Annotated in this window: 12 protein-coding genes and 1 rRNA gene; 3 read left to right on the top strand and 10 right to left on the bottom strand. The window is 69.5% G+C overall.

Going from position 1 to position 16,500, the window contains the following annotated elements; all coding sequences use genetic code 11:
- Window positions 1-337: 337 nt before the first annotated feature.
- Both ACWCQS_RS26045 and ACWCQS_RS26040 read right to left on the bottom strand, forming a co-directional pair.
- Window positions 338-1,863 (bottom strand): 16S ribosomal RNA (locus tag ACWCQS_RS26045).
- A 564-nt stretch (window positions 1,864-2,427) separates the two neighbouring features.
- Complete coding sequence (locus tag ACWCQS_RS26040; RefSeq protein ID WP_451006672.1) at window positions 2,428-3,435, bottom strand: stage II sporulation protein M; 1,008 nt, start codon at window positions 3,433-3,435, stop codon at window positions 2,428-2,430.
- A 143-nt stretch (window positions 3,436-3,578) separates the two neighbouring features.
- On the opposite strand from ACWCQS_RS26040, the gene ACWCQS_RS26035 reads away from it, so the two are divergent.
- Window positions 3,579-4,571 (top strand): RDD family protein, encoded by a 993-nt coding sequence (locus ACWCQS_RS26035; protein WP_451006671.1) that lies wholly within the window; start codon window positions 3,579-3,581, stop codon window positions 4,569-4,571.
- A gap of 88 nt (window positions 4,572-4,659) precedes the next feature.
- Here the strand turns inward: ACWCQS_RS26035 and ACWCQS_RS26030 are convergent, their stop codons facing one another.
- Both ACWCQS_RS26030 and ahcY read right to left on the bottom strand, forming a co-directional pair.
- A complete protein-coding gene (locus ACWCQS_RS26030; protein ID WP_451006670.1) occupies window positions 4,660-5,274 on the bottom strand; it encodes a hypothetical protein in 615 nt (204 codons plus the stop codon).
- A 195-nt stretch (window positions 5,275-5,469) separates the two neighbouring features.
- Window positions 5,470-6,927, bottom strand: a complete 1,458-nt coding sequence (gene ahcY, locus ACWCQS_RS26025) for an adenosylhomocysteinase (protein WP_451006669.1) — start codon at window positions 6,925-6,927, stop codon at window positions 5,470-5,472.
- A 471-nt stretch (window positions 6,928-7,398) separates the two neighbouring features.
- On the opposite strand from ahcY, the gene ACWCQS_RS26020 reads away from it, so the two are divergent.
- Together ACWCQS_RS26020 and lepB are read left to right on the top strand one after the other, a co-directional pair.
- Window positions 7,399-9,675, top strand: a complete 2,277-nt coding sequence (locus tag ACWCQS_RS26020) for a fructose-specific PTS transporter subunit EIIC (RefSeq protein ID WP_451006668.1) — start codon at window positions 7,399-7,401, stop codon at window positions 9,673-9,675.
- A gap of 145 nt (window positions 9,676-9,820) precedes the next feature.
- Window positions 9,821-10,513, top strand: coding sequence for a signal peptidase I (lepB, locus tag ACWCQS_RS26015; protein WP_451006667.1), 693 nt, complete (start codon window positions 9,821-9,823; stop codon window positions 10,511-10,513).
- A gap of 9 nt (window positions 10,514-10,522) precedes the next feature.
- Here lepB and ACWCQS_RS26010 read toward each other — a convergent pair whose 3' ends face one another.
- From ACWCQS_RS26010 to ACWCQS_RS25985, 6 genes are all read right to left on the bottom strand, one after another.
- Entirely contained in the window at window positions 10,523-11,503 is a 981-nt protein-coding gene (locus ACWCQS_RS26010) for a cation diffusion facilitator family transporter (RefSeq protein WP_451006666.1), read from the bottom strand.
- Window positions 11,504-11,650: 147 nt separating this feature from the next.
- A complete protein-coding gene (gene manA, locus ACWCQS_RS26005; protein WP_451006665.1) occupies window positions 11,651-12,802 on the bottom strand; it encodes a mannose-6-phosphate isomerase, class I in 1,152 nt (383 codons plus the stop codon).
- Window positions 12,803-12,904: 102 nt separating this feature from the next.
- Entirely contained in the window at window positions 12,905-14,032 is a 1,128-nt protein-coding gene (locus ACWCQS_RS26000; protein WP_451006664.1) for an SIS domain-containing protein, read from the bottom strand.
- Between the two features lie 59 nt (window positions 14,033-14,091).
- Complete coding sequence (locus ACWCQS_RS25995; RefSeq protein WP_451006663.1) at window positions 14,092-14,262, bottom strand: Trm112 family protein; 171 nt, start codon at window positions 14,260-14,262, stop codon at window positions 14,092-14,094.
- Window positions 14,263-14,393: 131 nt separating this feature from the next.
- Entirely contained in the window at window positions 14,394-15,758 is a 1,365-nt protein-coding gene (locus tag ACWCQS_RS25990; RefSeq protein ID WP_451006662.1) for a phosphomannomutase/phosphoglucomutase, read from the bottom strand.
- Window positions 15,759-15,894: 136 nt separating this feature from the next.
- On the bottom strand, window positions 15,895-16,320 hold the full coding sequence (locus ACWCQS_RS25985) for a DUF3499 domain-containing protein (protein WP_094216539.1): 426 nt from the start codon (window positions 16,318-16,320) through the stop codon (window positions 15,895-15,897).
- Between the last annotated feature and the right edge of the window lie 180 nt (window positions 16,321-16,500).

The raw sequence follows: 16,500 nt of genomic DNA, 5'->3' as shown, positions 1-16,500 counted from the left end.
TGGTGCCAAGGCATCCACCGTGCGCCCTTAAAAACTTGGCCACAGATGCTCGCGTCCACTGTGCAGTTCTCAAACAACGACCAGCCACCCGTCACCCCGAACCAACAGGCTCGAGTTCACCGGGGCCGGCGACCGAGGAAAGTTCATTCCCTCAGACACCCAACAGCGTGCCCGACACCCTCGCCCCTCCATCTCGCGTTCCACGCCGAAGCAGTACTGGCGACCAGAGCAGGTCAAGTGTGCCGAGTAGTCAACGTTCCACCCATGAGCTGACCACCGTCGATCGTTCGCCGACGTAGTGGCTCTGGCTGCCTCGCGGCAGCTAGATGCTCCTTAGAAAGGAGGTGATCCAGCCGCACCTTCCGGTACGGCTACCTTGTTACGACTTCGTCCCAATCGCCAGTCCCACCTTCGACAGCTCCCTCCCACAAGGGGTTGGGCCACCGGCTTCGGGTGTTACCAACTTTCGTGACGTGACGGGCGGTGTGTACAAGGCCCGGGAACGTATTCACCGCAGCAATGCTGATCTGCGATTACTAGCAACTCCGACTTCATGGGGTCGAGTTGCAGACCCCAATCCGAACTGAGACCGGCTTTTTGAGATTCGCTCCACCTCACGGTTTCGCAGCTCTTTGTACCGGCCATTGTAGCACGTGTGCAGCCCAAGACATAAGGGGCATGATGACTTGACGTCGTCCCCACCTTCCTCCGAGTTGACCCCGGCGGTCTCCCGTGAGTCCCCAGCACCACGAAGGGCCTGCTGGCAACACGGGACAAGGGTTGCGCTCGTTGCGGGACTTAACCCAACATCTCACGACACGAGCTGACGACAGCCATGCACCACCTGTACACCGACCACAAGGGGGCGCCTGTCTCCAGACGTTTCCGGTGTATGTCAAGCCTTGGTAAGGTTCTTCGCGTTGCGTCGAATTAAGCCACATGCTCCGCCGCTTGTGCGGGCCCCCGTCAATTCCTTTGAGTTTTAGCCTTGCGGCCGTACTCCCCAGGCGGGGCACTTAATGCGTTAGCTGCGGCACGGACAACGTGGAATGTTGCCCACACCTAGTGCCCACCGTTTACGGCGTGGACTACCAGGGTATCTAATCCTGTTCGCTCCCCACGCTTTCGCTCCTCAGCGTCAGTATCGGCCCAGAGATCCGCCTTCGCCACCGGTGTTCCTCCTGATATCTGCGCATTTCACCGCTACACCAGGAATTCCGATCTCCCCTACCGAACTCTAGCCTGCCCGTATCGACTGCAGACCCGGGGTTAAGCCCCGGGCTTTCACACCCGACGTGACAAGCCGCCTACGAGCTCTTTACGCCCAATAATTCCGGACAACGCTTGCGCCCTACGTATTACCGCGGCTGCTGGCACGTAGTTAGCCGGCGCTTCTTCTGCAGGTACCGTCACTTGCGCTTCTTCCCTGCTGAAAGAGGTTTACAACCCGAAGGCCGTCATCCCTCACGCGGCGTCGCTGCATCAGGCTTTCGCCCATTGTGCAATATTCCCCACTGCTGCCTCCCGTAGGAGTCTGGGCCGTGTCTCAGTCCCAGTGTGGCCGGTCGCCCTCTCAGGCCGGCTACCCGTCGTCGCCTTGGTGAGCCGTTACCTCACCAACAAGCTGATAGGCCGCGGGCTCATCCTGCACCGCCGGAGCTTTCCAACCTCCACCATGCGGAGGAGGCTCGTATCCGGTATTAGACCCCGTTTCCAGGGCTTGTCCCAGAGTGCAGGGCAGATTGCCCACGTGTTACTCACCCGTTCGCCACTAATCCACCCCGAAGGGCTTCATCGTTCGACTTGCATGTGTTAAGCACGCCGCCAGCGTTCGTCCTGAGCCAGGATCAAACTCTCCGTGAATGCTTCCCCGTGATCGGGGCAAACACCACGAGAGCGGAACCACCGGAGGAATAGTCCGGCGGTTCACAGCGTCCTCGCTGTGTTTTTCAAAGGAACCTCGACCATCGGAACTGATGTCCGACGGACGGGGTATCAACATATCTGGCGTTGACTTTTGGCACGCTGTTGAGTTCTCAAGGAACGGTCGCTTCCTTCGTACTCACCCTCTCGGGCTTTCCTCCGGGCGCTTCCCTTCGGTGTTTCCGACTCTATCAGATCTTTTCTCGATCCGATTTCCTCGGCGCTTTCCAGGTTTTCCGCTTTTTCTCGCGGTTTCCTTTCCGGCGGTTCCGACTTTATCAGAAGTTCTTGGCCGGTCTGACCGGCCGCTCATTTCTGAGTAATCGGGAGATGCTTCTGCGAGATGCCGTTCGCGACTTCTCTCGAAGCTCGTAGAGTCTAACCTTCGCCGATGAACTTGTCCAGTTCCAGGCAACTGTTTAAATCTACCTCCCCACGCCACCCGTGTCAACGGGTCTTGCGGGGCGAGGAGGAGACTAGCAGCTCACAGGGGTGGAACACACATCACGCCGCGGTGGGCACCGAGGCGCTGCGGTCCGTCGCTTCTAGATCGCCGGTCTCACCTGCGCGTACCGCTCGGCCGCCCAGGACGTAGACGTACGTCAGGAAGGCCAGCTCGGCCAGGACGCCGATTCCGATACGGGCCCAGGTGGGCAGGCCGGACGGCGTGACGAAGCCTTCGATGGCGCCGGAGACGAAAAGGACCAGAGCGAGTCCGATCGCCATGCCTACGGCCGCGCGGCCTTCTTCGGCGAGAGCGGTGCGCCGGCTGCGGGGGCCGGGGTCTATGAGTGTCCAGCCCAGGCGCAGTCCCGTACCCGCGGCGACAAAGACTGCCGTCAGTTCGAGCAGGCCGTGCGGAAGGACCAGTCCCAGGAATGTGTCGAGTCGGCCGGCGGAGGACATCAGGCCGAAGCCGACGCCCAGGTTGAGCATGTTCTCGAAGAGGATCCAGAGGACAGGCAGGCCCAGGAAGACGCCCAGGACCAGGCACATCGCGGCTGCCTGTGCGTTGTTCGTCCACACCTGGGCGGCGAAGGCCGCCGCGGGATGGCTGGAGTAGTACGTCTCGTACTCGCCGCCGGGGCGGGTCAGGTCACGCAGGCGCCCGGGCGCCGCGATCGACGACTGGACGTCCGGGTGGGTGCCGATCCACCAGCCCAGGAGAATCGCGATGGCAGTGGAGACCAGTGCCGTGGGAACCCACCAGTGGCGGGCGCGGTAGACCGCGGCCGGGAAGCCCTGGCCCAGGAAGCGGGTGACGTCACGCCATGAGGCGCGGCGGGTGCCGGTGACGGCGCTACGCGCGCGTGCCACCAGTTGACTGAGCCGTCCTGTCAGCTGTGGGTCCGGGGCGCTGGACTGGATGAGGGACAGATGAGTGGCAGTGCGCTGGTAGAGGGCGACGAGTTCGTCGGCCTCGGCGCCGGTGAGGCGGCGTCGGCGGCGGAGCAGGGTGTCGAGGCGGTCCCATTCGGCTCGGTGTACGGAGACGAAGACGTCCAGGTCCATCGGGTCTGCCTGCTCCTTGGCTGGTCGTCGACTGTTCGTCGGGGATGCTCTCGATCGCGGTCAGATAGTCGCACTGGGGCGCGATGTGCCCACAGCTTGGCAGACTTGCGCTTCCGGGGGCAGATCAGGGAAGGACGGCGGGCGTGAGTGAGCTGGTGACGGGCGAGGCGGTGGCGCTCGAACTGCGGCCGGCAAAGCTGCCGAGCAGGGCGCTGGCCGTGTTGCTCGATCTCGTGGTGGCCGTGGTCGCCTACGTCGTCGTCACCATCGTGGTGGTGATGTCGGCCGCGTCGCTGGACGAGGCCGCGCAGGTGGCCCTGTCGATCGCGACGTTTCTGCTGGTGCTGGTCGGCGGGCCGATCGCGGTGGAGACCCTCAGCCATGGGCGGTCGCTGGGGAAGCTGGCGTTCGGGCTCCGCGTGGTGCGGGACGACGGTGGGCCGATCCGGTTCCGGCACGCGCTGGTGCGGGGTGCGATCGGTGTGGTCGAGATCCTGCTGACGTTCGGTGTGATCGCCTGCATCGCCTCACTGGTGTCGGCACGCGGCCGGAGGCTCGGTGACGTGTTCGCGGGCACTCTGGTCGTGCGTGAGCGGATACCGGCCGGTCGGGCCGGCTTTGTTCCGCCGCCGCCCCCGTGGCTGGCCGGGCGGTTCGCCGAGCTGGATCTGTCGGCGGTGCCGGACGGGCTGTGGCTGGCGGTTCGGCAGTACCTGACCCGGCTCGGGCAGCTCGATCCGCAGGTCTCGGAAGGGATGGCCCAGCGGCTCGCCGCCGACCTCGCGGCGCGGACGGGGGCTGCTGTGCCGCAGGATCTTCCGGCGGCTGCCTTCCTGGCCGCTGTGGTGCACGAGCGGCAGTCGCGTGAGGCCCGGCAGGCTTTCGGCGCCATTGGATTCGCCCCAGAGGCGGCCGCGCCCGGCGCACCGGCCGCTTATCAGCCATCGGTTTCCGCTCAGCCGCCGGTTTCACCTCAGACGCCCGCTGTGGCGGCCGGGTCGCGGAATCCCGCTCGGCCGGACCGGCCGCAGGACTGGGCTCAGCCGCCGCAGGCGCCGCTTCCGCCGTCGGCCGTACCTCCGCGGGACGAGCCGTCTGCGGACCGCCCGGCCACCGGTTTCGCACCACCGGCGTAGGAGGCGTGGAAGCGGCGGGTCCGCTCAGTCTCCTTCCAGTCGTCTTGTCGGGCGGGGACTTGCCCGGCGGTCTCTCGGGTCCCGGCGTTCAGCCGAACCTCGACGGCGGTGACTGGAGGTCCTCCAGCTCGATTCCGGGTGCGGCCAGGACGACGTCCCCGGCGATGTGAACGGTGTGCCGCTCACCCGTGTCCAGCGCTGTGACCTGGTATTCGTCCACGGCCAGGGGGCCATTGTCAGTGGCGTGTGCTTCGCTGTTCACCAGGGCCCAGGACTGGTCCACGGTGCGGGGGGCGAGGACCGGGTCCGTGAAGGCGACCAGGCGTACGCGGGTCGCGGCGGACGAGGGGGTGAGGCGCAGGAGACGGGCGGTGGCGACGAGGAACGCGGGGGACGTGCCGGTGAAGGCGTGGGCGCGCACATTGCCTTCGGTGGCATGGGTTCCGGTGGGATCGGTGCGGACCCAGGTGACGCCGTCGAGGGCGGCTCCGCGCACCTGCCACTCCCCCGCGTGGAGTTCGAGACGGATGGGGCGGCCGAGGTCGTCCAGGGCGAGGTCGACCGAGCCGCGGTGATCGCCGGCGGGGCTGGTCAGCCGGGAGACATAGCGCCAGCCGGAGGGACCGGGGGCGCACTGGAAGTGTTCTTCGCCGAGGGGGGTGTGATCGTGCGGATCGTGGAGCGAATAACGGCCGCGGGGCATGGGGGTCCTGAGTCTTCGACGGGCTGACGGGTCCGGCCGGACCGCCGGTTCCTCCGGTGCTGCCCGGGCGGGTCCGGCCAAAGGGGCAGGCCCCCGGCACGGGGGTGCGGGGGCCTGCCTCGGGGGACCTGCTGCCGGGGAGCACGCTGGTGCACCGGTGTGCTCCCCGGCGGGCGGGACTACGGAGTCGCCGGCTCAGTAGCGGTAGTGGTCCGACTTGAACGGGCCGTCGACCTCCACGCCGATGTACGCGGCCTGCTCCGGGCGCAGCTTGGTGAGCTTGACGCCGAGCGCGTCCAGGTGGAGGCGGGCGACCTTCTCGTCGAGGTGCTTGGGCAGCACGTAGACGCCGGTCGGGTACTCGTCGGGCTTGGTGAACAGCTCGATCTGGGCCAGGGTCTGGTCCGCGAAGGAGTTGGACATCACGAACGACGGGTGACCGGTGGCGTTGCCCAGGTTCAGCAGGCGGCCCTCGGACAGCACGATGATGACCTTGCCGTCCGGGAACTTCCAGGTGTGGACCTGCGGCTTGACCTCGTCCTTGACGATGCCGGGGACCTTGGCGAGGCCGGCCATGTCGATCTCGTTGTCGAAGTGACCGATGTTGCCGACGATCGCCTGGTGCTTCATCTTCGCCATGTCCGACGCAAGGATGATGTCCTTGTTGCCGGTGGTGGTGATGAAGATGTCGGCGGTCTCCACGACCTCGTCCAGGGTGGTGACCTGGTAGCCGTCCATCGCCGCCTGCAGGGCGCAGATCGGGTCGATCTCGGTGATGATCACACGGGCGCCCTGGCCGCGTAGCGACTCGGCGCAGCCCTTGCCCACGTCGCCGTAGCCGCAGACGACGGCGGTCTTGCCGCCGATCAGGACGTCGGTGGCGCGGTTGATGCCGTCGACCAGGGAGTGGCGGCAGCCGTACTTGTTGTCGAACTTCGACTTGGTGACGGAGTCGTTGACGTTGATCGCCGGGAAGAGGAGGGAGCCCTCGCGCTGCATCTCGTACAGGCGGTGGACACCGGTGGTGGTCTCCTCGGTGACGCCGCGGATCTCCGAGGCCAGCTGGGTCCACTTCTGGGGGTTCTCGCCCAGGGTGCGGTGCAGCAGCTGGAGGATGACGCGGTGCTCGTCGGACTCGGCGGTGTCCAGGGCGGGGACCTCGCCGGCCTTCTCGTACTCGACGCCCTTGTGGACGAGGAGGGTGGCGTCGCCGCCGTCGTCCAGGATCATGTTCGGGCCGCCGGTGGCGGTGTCCGGCCAGGTCAGCGCCTGCTCCGTGCACCACCAGTACTCCTCCAGGGTCTCGCCCTTCCAGGCGAAGACCGGGACGCCCTGCGGGTTGTCGGGCGTGCCGTTCGGGCCGACGGCGATGGCGGCGGCCGCGTGGTCCTGGGTGGAGAAGATGTTGCAGGAGGCCCAGCGGACGCGGGCGCCGAGGGCGACCAGGGTCTCGATGAGCACGGCGGTCTGCACGGTCATGTGCAGGGAGCCGGTGATGCGGGCGCCGGCGAGGGGCTGGGCCTCGGCGTACTCCTTGCGGATCGCCATCAGGCCGGGCATCTCGTGCTCGGCGAGGGTGATCTCCTTGCGGCCGAACTCGGCCAGCGAGAGGTCGGCGACCTTGAAGTCCTGTCGGCTGTCGACAGTCGTCATTGCGAGCTGCTCCTCGGTGTCGGATCGAGGTGGGGGTACGGCTGGTCTGCGCGGCGGCGGACACACGGGTGCCCGAGATGAGGACACTGGCATGCCCACGTGCGCGCAGCGCAGTCCGTCGGAGGCCCTCTCTCCCTCGGTCGGTCCGCGAGGGACCGCCCGACCGCCATCAGCAGCGACGTCTGGCTCCGTCCCAAGCTACACCGGACGGCCCGTTCGGCCCCAGTCCGCCTCCGTGCGGTTCGAGCCGTCCGGGAGGCGGTTTCGAGGGCTGGGGAGGGGGCAGGAGCCGGGCCGGCGGAGGTGCGAACGACCGCGGGGCGGGAGTCCAAGGACCGTGAAGAACGGGGACTTTCGCACCCTTGGGTCCGGGGTGGGGTGGTGCAGGATGCAGAGGGACCGGGGCCGACCGGTCCGCTCGCGGGGTGTCCGCGACGGTGCCTCGTGCGACGAAGGTGTGAGGAGACAGACGTGACGAGTCCGGCCGGCCCTCCCTCCACGGGTGGCCGCGATGACGAGCGGCGGCAGGTGAAGCTGCTGGCGGTGACCGCGTGCCCGACCGGCATCGCGCACACGTACATGGCGGCGGAGAAGCTTGCGCAGGCCGCGGCGAGCCGTGGCATCGAGATGAAGGTGGAGACCCAGGGATCCATCGGGGCCGAGAACGTACTCGATGACAACGATGTCAGAACCGCGGACGGGATCATCGTCGCCGCCGACAAGGACGTCGACCTGAGCCGTTTCGCCGGCAAGCGGGTGCTGACGGTCGGGGTCGCCGAGGGCATCCACCATCCCGAGCAGCTGATCGAGCGGGTGCGGTCGGCGCCCGTGCACGCGCCGGACGGGACCGTGAGCGGTTCGGCGTCGGTGACCTCCGGTGGCGGCCGGGAGCGGGGGCCGGTGTACAAGGCGCTGATGAACGGCGTGTCGTACATGATCCCGTTCGTGGTCGTGGGCGGTCTGCTGATCGCGGTGTCGCTCGCGCTCGGCGGCCATGCCACGTCGAAGGGTTATGTGATCCCCGACGGCACCTTCTGGGCGCATGTCAACGCAATCGGCGGGATCGGCTTCCAGTTGATGATCCCGGTCCTGTCCGGCTACATCGCCTATGCGATCGCCGACCGGCCCGCGCTGGTGCCGGGCATGATCGGCGGCTGGATCGCGAACACGGGCACGCTGTACGACTCCAAGGCGGGCGCGGGCTTCATCGGGGCGATCGTGACCGGGTTCCTCGCCGGGTATCTGGTGCTGTGGATCAAGAAGGTGCGGGTGCCGAAGTTCGTGCAGCCGATCATGCCGATCATCGTGATCCCGATCGTCGCCACGACGGTGCTCGGTCTGTTCTTCATCTACGTCATCGGCAAGCCGATCTCCTGGGTGTTCGAGCATCTGACGAGCTGGCTCGGCGGGATGACGGGGACGAGCGCGATCCTGCTCGGCGCGATTCTCGGGCTGATGATCGCGTTCGACATGGGCGGGCCGGTGAACAAGACGGCATTCCTGTTCGGGGCCGGGCTCATCGCGAGCGGCAACCAGACGGTGATGGGTATGTGCGCCGCCGCGATCCCGGTGATGCCGCTCGGGCAGGGACTGGCCACGCTGATCCGTCGGCGGCTGTACAGCGAGCCGGAGCGCGAGACGGGGCTCGCGGCGCTGTTCATGGGGTGCTTCGGCATCTCGGAGGGTGCGATTCCGTTCGCGGCGGCGCGGCCGGCGCAGGTGATTCCGGCGAACATGCTGGGCGGGGCGGTGGCCGGTGCGGTTGCCGGGCTGGTTGGAGTGAAGGACGCGGTGCCGCACGGGGGGCCGATCGTGGCGGTGCTGGGCGCGGTGAGTGGGGTGCCGATGTTCTTCGTCGCCGTGGTGATCGGTTCTGTGGTGACTGCGCTCGTGACCGTGGGTCTGGTTGGGGTGAGTGGGCTTGGGGTGAGTGGGCGCCGGGGGCGGGTTGTGCCTGTCGGCGCGGGTTCAGGAGTGGTGGGGATCGGGTTCCCGCCTGCACCACTCGTGCGGCAATCGCCGTCGGGTACGGGTGGCGCCGGTGGGGGGTTCTCGCCGTCGGCGGGTGCCGAAGGCGTCGGTGAGGGGCCTTCCGGGTCGGGGGATGTGCCTGCGGGGGTGGTCGTGGCTGGGCGGGCCGGGGCGGGGGCTTCGGGGGGCGGTGCCGGTGCCGTGGTCTCTGGGGGCTCGGTCCGGGTGGGCGCCGTTGAGGACTCCGAGGAAGCAGAGCAGGCGGAGGGCGCCCAGGGCGCCGGGCGGGCTGGAGATGCTGCGGCTGAGGGGGGTGGGTCCTTGGTGCTGGACGGCTACCTCGGTGAGCGGACCGTGAAGGGCGCGCTCCGGGCGGTGGAGAAGGAGGCCGCTGTCCGGGAGATGGCGGAGTTGCTCGCGCGGAGCGGGCGGGTCGCCGATGTGGACGAGTTGGTGGCGACCGCGCTGCGGCGGGAGGAGCAGGGGACGACCGGGCTCGGTGAGGAGATCGCGATCCCGCACGCCAAGACGGACGCGGTGACCGCGCCGGTCGTCGGCTTCGCGCGCTCCGCCGAGGGGGTCGAGTGGGGCTCACCGGACGGTACGAAGGCCCGGCTGGTCTTCATGATCGCTGTACCGGAGGCGGCTGCGGGCGACGAGCATCTGCGGATCCTCGCGCTGCTCTCCCGCAAGCTGATGGATCCCGGTTTCCGGGAGCGGCTGCTGGCGGCGCCGAACGGGCGCGCGGTGCTCGACGTGCTCGGTGAGGTCGGGTGAGCCGACGCGGCTGAAGGGAGCGGGTGGGGGCGGGAAGGGACACCCCCGCCACCACCCCAGCCACAAATCCCCCCGCCGCACAGCGCATTCACAAAGGGGCGCTATTCTCCGCGGCCTTGGACGGGTCGCTCGGGGAGGAAGAGGCATGGCGGGCGGAAGACGGGGGCGGGGGCTGGGGCTGGCGGCGGTTGTGGTGGGGGTGTTGGGGCTGGTACTGGCCGTCGGGGGCTTCGGGTGGCTGCGGGACGCGTACGGGGTCTCCACCGTGGGTGGCAACAGCATGAGGCCGACGTACGGACGGGGTGACCAGGTCGTCTGGGAGCGCGTCGGCGGGAGCGAGGTGCGGCGCGGTGACGTGGTGGTGTTCACGCCGCCGGAGTCCTACGGGCTCGACGGACCCCTGATGAAGCGGGTCGTCGGCGTGGGTGGGGACCGGGTGCGGTGCTGCACGGTCGCGGGTTCACGGGAGCGGGTGACCGTGAACGGGAAGCCGGTCGAGGAGCCGTATGTGTACGGCGGCGACGCCGACGGCGTGCACCGGCCGTATGACGTGAAGGTCCCGGAGGGGCGGCTGTTCCTCCTCGGTGACTACCGGGCGGACTCCCAGGACTCGCGTTTCCACCTGGACGAGCAGGGCGGGACGGTATCCGCGCACGCGGTGCTGGGCCGGGTGACGGACGACCGCACGGTCCCTGCCCTGCTGGTGGCGGCCCTGCTGCTCGGCGGCGTGCTGCTGCTCACCGGCATCGGCCTGGGCATCGGTTTCCTCGCCGTACGGCGGCGGAGGGTGCCGGAGCTGCCCCAGATTCCCTGGCCGGTGTCGCCCAGCGGGAGCTGAGGTCCCGGCTCAGTGGCCGGCGGCGTGCGGGGCCGGGCCGCCCGGGGTGGCCTCCGGGTCCGGGCCCTTGGCCGCCTCGGCCTCGCTGTAGATGTCCGGTTCCAGGTAGATGACTCGGGCGATGGGGACGGCGGCACGGATGCGGGCCTCGGCGGCGTTGATGGCGGTGGCGACCTCGGCGGCCGTGTCGTCGTGCTGCACGGCGATCTTGGCGGCGATCAGCAGCTCCTCGGGGCCGAGGTGGAGCGTGCGCATATGGATGACGCCGGTGACCGTGTCGCCGTCGACGGTCGCCTCCTCGATCTTCTTGATCACGTCCAGGCCCGCCGCCTCGCCGAGCAGCAGCGACTTGGTCTCGGCGGCCAGGACCAGGGCGATGCAGACGAGCAGGACACCGATGCAGACGGTGCCGATGCCGTCCCAGACGCCGTCGCCGGTGAGGACCGCGAGACCGACGCCGAGCAGGGCGAGGACCAGACCGATGAGCGCGCCGAAGTCCTCCAGCAGGACGACGGGCAGCTCGGGGGCCTTGGCGCGGCGGATGAACTGCGCCCAGCTCAGTCTGCCGCGAAGTTCGTTGGACTCCTTGATGGCCGTGCGGAAGGAGAAGCCCTCGGCGATGACCGCGAAGATCAGGACGCCCACCGGCCAGTACCAGTGCTCCAGTTCGTGCGGGTGGCTGATCTTCTCGTAGCCCTCGTAGATGGCGAACATGCCGCCGATGGAGAACAGGACGATCGAGACGAGGAAGGCGTAGATGAAGCGCTCGCGGCCGTAGCCGAAGGGGTGCTGCGGGGTCGCCTCGCGCTGGGCCTTCTTGCCGCCGATGAGCAGCAGGAACTGGTTGCCGGAGTCGGCGAGCGAGTGAACGCCCTCGGCGAGCATCGAGGAGGAGCCGCTGAACGCGAACGCCACGAACTTGGATGCCGCGATCGCGAGGTTGGCGCCGAGTGCCGCCACGATCGCCTTCGTACCGCCTGACGCGCTCATGAGTCCGCGTTGTCCCTTCGCCTCTGAGGCCCTCGGAGCCCCCGTACGTCCACGCCGCCGGGCGTGCCCCGGCTTTGCCCGGCCTTTGCCGTGGGCCATTCTTGCAGCCCGGCCGGGCTCCGCCGCGTCAGGTATCCACAACCCCGGTCATACGATCACAGTGGCACGGAAGAGCGTGCCAGTGCCCGAGATCTCCGCCGTCTCGCCGGCCGGGACGAAGACCGACTGACCCGGGCTCAGCTCGTGCTCGCCGGCGCGGACCGAGCCGGCCGTGCAGAGCAGGATCTGCGGGGTGTCGAGGGTGAGGTCGTGGGCGGCGCCGCCCTCGGGGAGGACGTACCGGGAGAGCCGGAACTCGTCGATCGGTGTGTCGTAGACCTCCTCGCCGGCCGGGGAGGCCTCGGGGCGCAGTACGCCCGGGTCGCCGGCCTCGAAGCGGACGACGCGCAGGAGTTCGGGGACGTCGACGTGCTTGGGGGTCAGGCCGCAGCGCAGGACGTTGTCGGAATTGGCCATGATCTCGACGCCGAGGCCGCTGATGTAGGCGTGCGGGATGCCGGCGCCGAGGAACAGGGCCTCGCCGGGCTGCAGGCGGACGTGGTTCAGCAGCATGGCCGCGATGATGCCGGGGTCGCCCGGATAGTGCTGGGCGAGGTCGGCGTAGGTGGTGTAGTCGCCGCCGAGGCGGGCGCAGGCGGCGCTCGTCTCAGCGACCGTCTGCGCCATCTCCTCCGGGTCGGCGGTGAGGATCGCGGTGAGCACCTCGCGCAGGGCCGCGTCCTCGGGGCGGGCGTGCAGCAGGTCGACGTACGGCTTGAGGGAGGCGACGCCGAGCCCGTCGAGCAGGTCCGCGGCCCGGACCGGGTCGCGGAAGCCGCACAGGCCATCGAACTCGGTGAGCGCGCAGATCAGTTCGGGCTTGTGGTTGGCGTCCTTGTAGTTGCGGTGCGGGGCGTCGACCGGGATGCCGCGGCGCTCCTCGTCGGCGTAACCCTCCCCGGCCTGTTCCAGGTTGGGGTGCACCTGGAGGGAGAGGGGCGCGCCGGCGGCGAGGATCTTGAGGAGGAAAGGCAGGCGCGGACCGAACTTCGCCACGGCGGCCTTGCCCAGCTCTGCCTCCGGGTTCGCGTCGATGACCTCGACCAGCGTCCCGCGAGCGGTGCGCGAGGGGGCTCCGGGGTGTGCGCCCATCCACATCTCCGCCTGCGGTTCACCGGTCGACTCGACGCCGAGGAGGTGCGGGATGGCGGTGGGGGAACCCCAGGCATAGGGGCGGATGGTGTTGTCGAGGCGGTCCATGATTCTTCTCTGTCTCCGTACGTACGGCTGCCCGGCCGGCGTCGGTGACGGCGCCGGTTGCCGTGCTGATGGTGGGCGCGGGTCTTCCGGCCCGTAGCCAGATCAGGCCCTCGAAGCGAGCGCCAGGTAAACGGCGGCGAAATCCGTGACGGCGATCAGTTCAGCGAGGGACTCCAGTTCGCCGCCCTCCTCAGGTTCGAGTTCGCTGATCGGCGTGTCATGGCTGAGGGCCACGTCACGGGCGGCGGGGGCGGCCGTGAGGCCGCTGATCGGGCGGTCGCGGAGCAGCACCACGCGCGCGTGCAGCGCGGGCGGCTCCTCGACGCGGTCGCGGAAGAAGTCGTCGGGGTCGGCGCTGGCGGCCAGCGGGCCGGCCAGCAGGGCGCTGTGCGCGGCAAGCGCCTCGGGGAGTTCGGCGACGAGCGCGGGGCGGCCGGCGAGTTCGGCGAGGGCGGCGGCGAAACGGTGGCCCGCGGGGCCCGCCGAGGGCCCTTCCGTCCACACCACGGGGAGCGCGTCGGCGAGTTCGGCGGCGAGGGTCTTGGCCGGGTTGCTGTAGGTCGCGATGGCGGGGCCGCAGCGTTCGGCGATGTGGTCCAGGCGGTCGGCGACCTTCTCCAGGGCGTCCGGCGGGGCGCTGATCAGTCCGACCCGGTCCAGCAGCGCCAGCAGCGGGGTGAGCAGCGCCCAGAAGACGCCCGGGGAGGACGCGGCGAGCGGTTCCTCCTGGTCGTACGGCGCCGTCGCCATCGGTACGAACAGCCCGTGGGCGCCGGTGACCGCCTCCGCGAGCGGGGTACCGGCCGGGGCGACGGCGACGACCGAGCAGCCGCGGCGGTAGGCCTGGTCGGTGAGGAGGGACAGGCTCGGTTCGGTGCCGTCCGGGGTGGCGATCAGCAGGAGGTCCACGGAGCCGGCCCAGCCCGGGAGCTCCCAGCGCAGGGCGCCGGCGGCCGGGGCGACGCCGGTCGGGGCCAGGCGGACCACGGGGCTGCCGACGCCGGCCAGGGTGCCGAGCAGGTCGGCGGTGTGCGTGGCGGCGGCGCCGGGGCCGGCGATGAGGACGGCGCGGGGGCGGCCGTCGGGCTTGAGGTCGCCGACGCCGGCCTCGGTGGCGTGCCGGGCGGCGGTGCGGACGCGGGCGCCGGCCTCGGCGGCGCCGCGCAGCAGGCCTCGGCGGTCGGCCTCGGCGAGGCCCTCCGGGGTGTCGAGCAGCGATTCGTCCAGCATGGGCGGTGCCTCCGAGCGCCGGGGTCCTGTGCGGGTTGTCTACGCCGTGAGGGGCGTCGTCACTGGGGGCGGCGGGCCTCGTCCACGAGGAGGACCGGGATGTCGTCGCGGACGGGGTAGGCGAGGCCGCAGTCCTGGCCCGTGCAGATCAGCTCGGTGCCCTGCTCCTTGAGGGGGGCGTGGCAGGCCGGGCAGGCGAGGATCTCCAGAAGGCCGGCTTCGAGCGGCATGGGGTGTCCCTTCGAGGGCGGGTGTCTGTCTGTGGATGTGCCTGGTCAGCGTACCGCTGGTGGACGGGCTGAGCCGGGCTGCCAGTACCGTCCAGGGGGCACCGCCCCCTGGACGCCGTTCGCCCGGCCGCTCAGCCCCTGATGATCGACAGGGCCTCGTCCCTGATCCTGGTCATCGTGGCCTCGTCCTTCGCCTCGGCGTTCAGGCGGAGGAGGGGCTCGGTGTTGGAGGGGCGGACGTTGAACCACCAGTCGGCGGCGGCGACGGTGAGGCCGTCGAGGTCGTCCAGGGTGACGTCGGCGCGGTTCTCGTACGCGGAGCGGATCGCGGCGAGGCGGTCGGCCTGGTCGGCGACGGTGGAGTTGATCTCTCCGGAGCCGACGTAGCGGTCGTACTGGGCGGTGAGGGCGGACAGCGGGCCCTCCTGGCCGCCGAGGGCCGCCAGGACGTGCAGGGCGGCCAGCATGCCCGTGTCGGCGTTCCAGAAGTCCTTGAAGTAGTAGTGCGCGGAGTGCTCGCCGCCGAAGATCGCACCGCTGCGCGCCATCTCGGCCTTGATGAAGGAGTGGCCGACGCGGGTGCGGACCGTGGTGCCGCCGTTCTCCTTCACGACCTCGGGGACCGTACGGGAGGTGATCAGGTTGTGGATGATCGTGCCCTTGCCGCCGTTGCGGGCGAGCTCGCGGGCGGCGACCAGCGCGGTGATCGCGGACGGGGAGACCGGGTCGCCGTGCTCGTCCACGACGAAGCAGCGGTCGGCGTCGCCGTCGAAGGCGATGCCGAGGTCGGCGCCCTCCGCCGGGACGCGCTTCTGCAGGTCCACCAGGTTGGCCGGGTCGAGCGGGTTGGCCTCGTGGTTGGGAAAGGTGCCGTCCAGTTCGAAATACATCGGGACGAGGGTCAGGGGCAAGCCGACGAAGACCGAGGGGACCGTGTGGCCGCCCATGCCATTGCCGGCGTCGACCACGACCTTCAGCGGGCGGATGGAGGTCAGGTCGACGAGCGAGCGGAGGTGCGCCGCGTAGTCGTCCAACGTCTCACGGGTGGTCAGGGTTCCCGGCTGGGCGACCGGCTCGGGTGCGCCCGACTCCAGCCACCGCTCGACCAGTTCGCGGATCTGCGTGAGGCCGGTGTCCTGGCCGACCGGGGCGGCGCCCGCGCGGCACATCTTGATGCCGTTGTACTGGGCCGGGTTGTGGGAGGCCGTGAACATCGCGCCGGGCAGGTTCAGGGCGCCGGAGGCGTAGTAGAGCTGGTCGGTGGAGCACAGCCCGATCTCGGTGACGTCCACGCCGCGGTCCGCCGCGCCGCGCGCGAAGGCACGGGTCAGGCCGGGGGACGAGGGCCGCATGTCGTGGCCGACGACGATGGCCGCCGCACCCGTCACCTCCGCGAAGGCGGCGCCGAAGAGCCCGGCCAGTGACTCGTCCCACTGATCCGGAACCACTCCACGTACGTCGTACGCCTTCACGATCTGCGACAGATCAGCAGCCACGGCCAACCCTCCTGAAAGTCCTATGTGTGCCCACAAACTACCCGTCCGGGGTAAGGGCGAGGTGTGCGGACACCAGGAGGAGGCCCAGTCGTAACCAGGGGTGGGGTGCCGTGCGCCGGCTTGAGGAGCGGTGGGCTCAGTTGTCCGGGGAGCGCAGGACTCGCAGGTGGCCGCGGCGGGCGACCTCCATGGGGTCCGCCGTACGGCCTCCGCCGCCGCCCGCCTCGGCTGCGCGCTCCTGGGGGCGGGCCGCCTCGCGCACGGCGTTCGCGAGCGCTTCCAGGTCGTCTCCGCTGGGCCGCGCGGGGGCGGAGCCGTCGAGGAGGCGGACGACCTCCCAGCCGCGGGGGGCGGTGAGGCGTTCGGAGTGCTCGGCGCACAGGTCGTAGCAGTGCGGCTCGGCGTAGGTGGCGAGCGGGCCGAGGACCGCGGTCGAGTCGGCGTAGACGTACGTCAGCGTCGCGACGGCGGGTCGGCCGCAAGCGGTGCGCGAACAGCGACGTACAGGGCTCACGACGTTGGACGGTACCGCACTCTTGAGCGGGCCGCGACGACTCTCCACCAGGTCACTCCACCGTGTCGTGCTGTGAAACCCCCCACACACCCCTTCGAGGAGGCCGTGTTGACCTGCGTGGACGGGTTCTCGGCGGGTTTTGGGCGCGACTCGATACGGTCATGACTCGGCACAAACACCGTCAATTGCCTTGAGTTCAGCGGTCTTGGAGGGTTACGGAAACGAGCC

The sequence above is a fragment of the Streptomyces sp. NPDC002076 genome, assembly GCF_053593835.1.
This window is presented reverse-complemented; position numbering and strand designations above follow the sequence as displayed.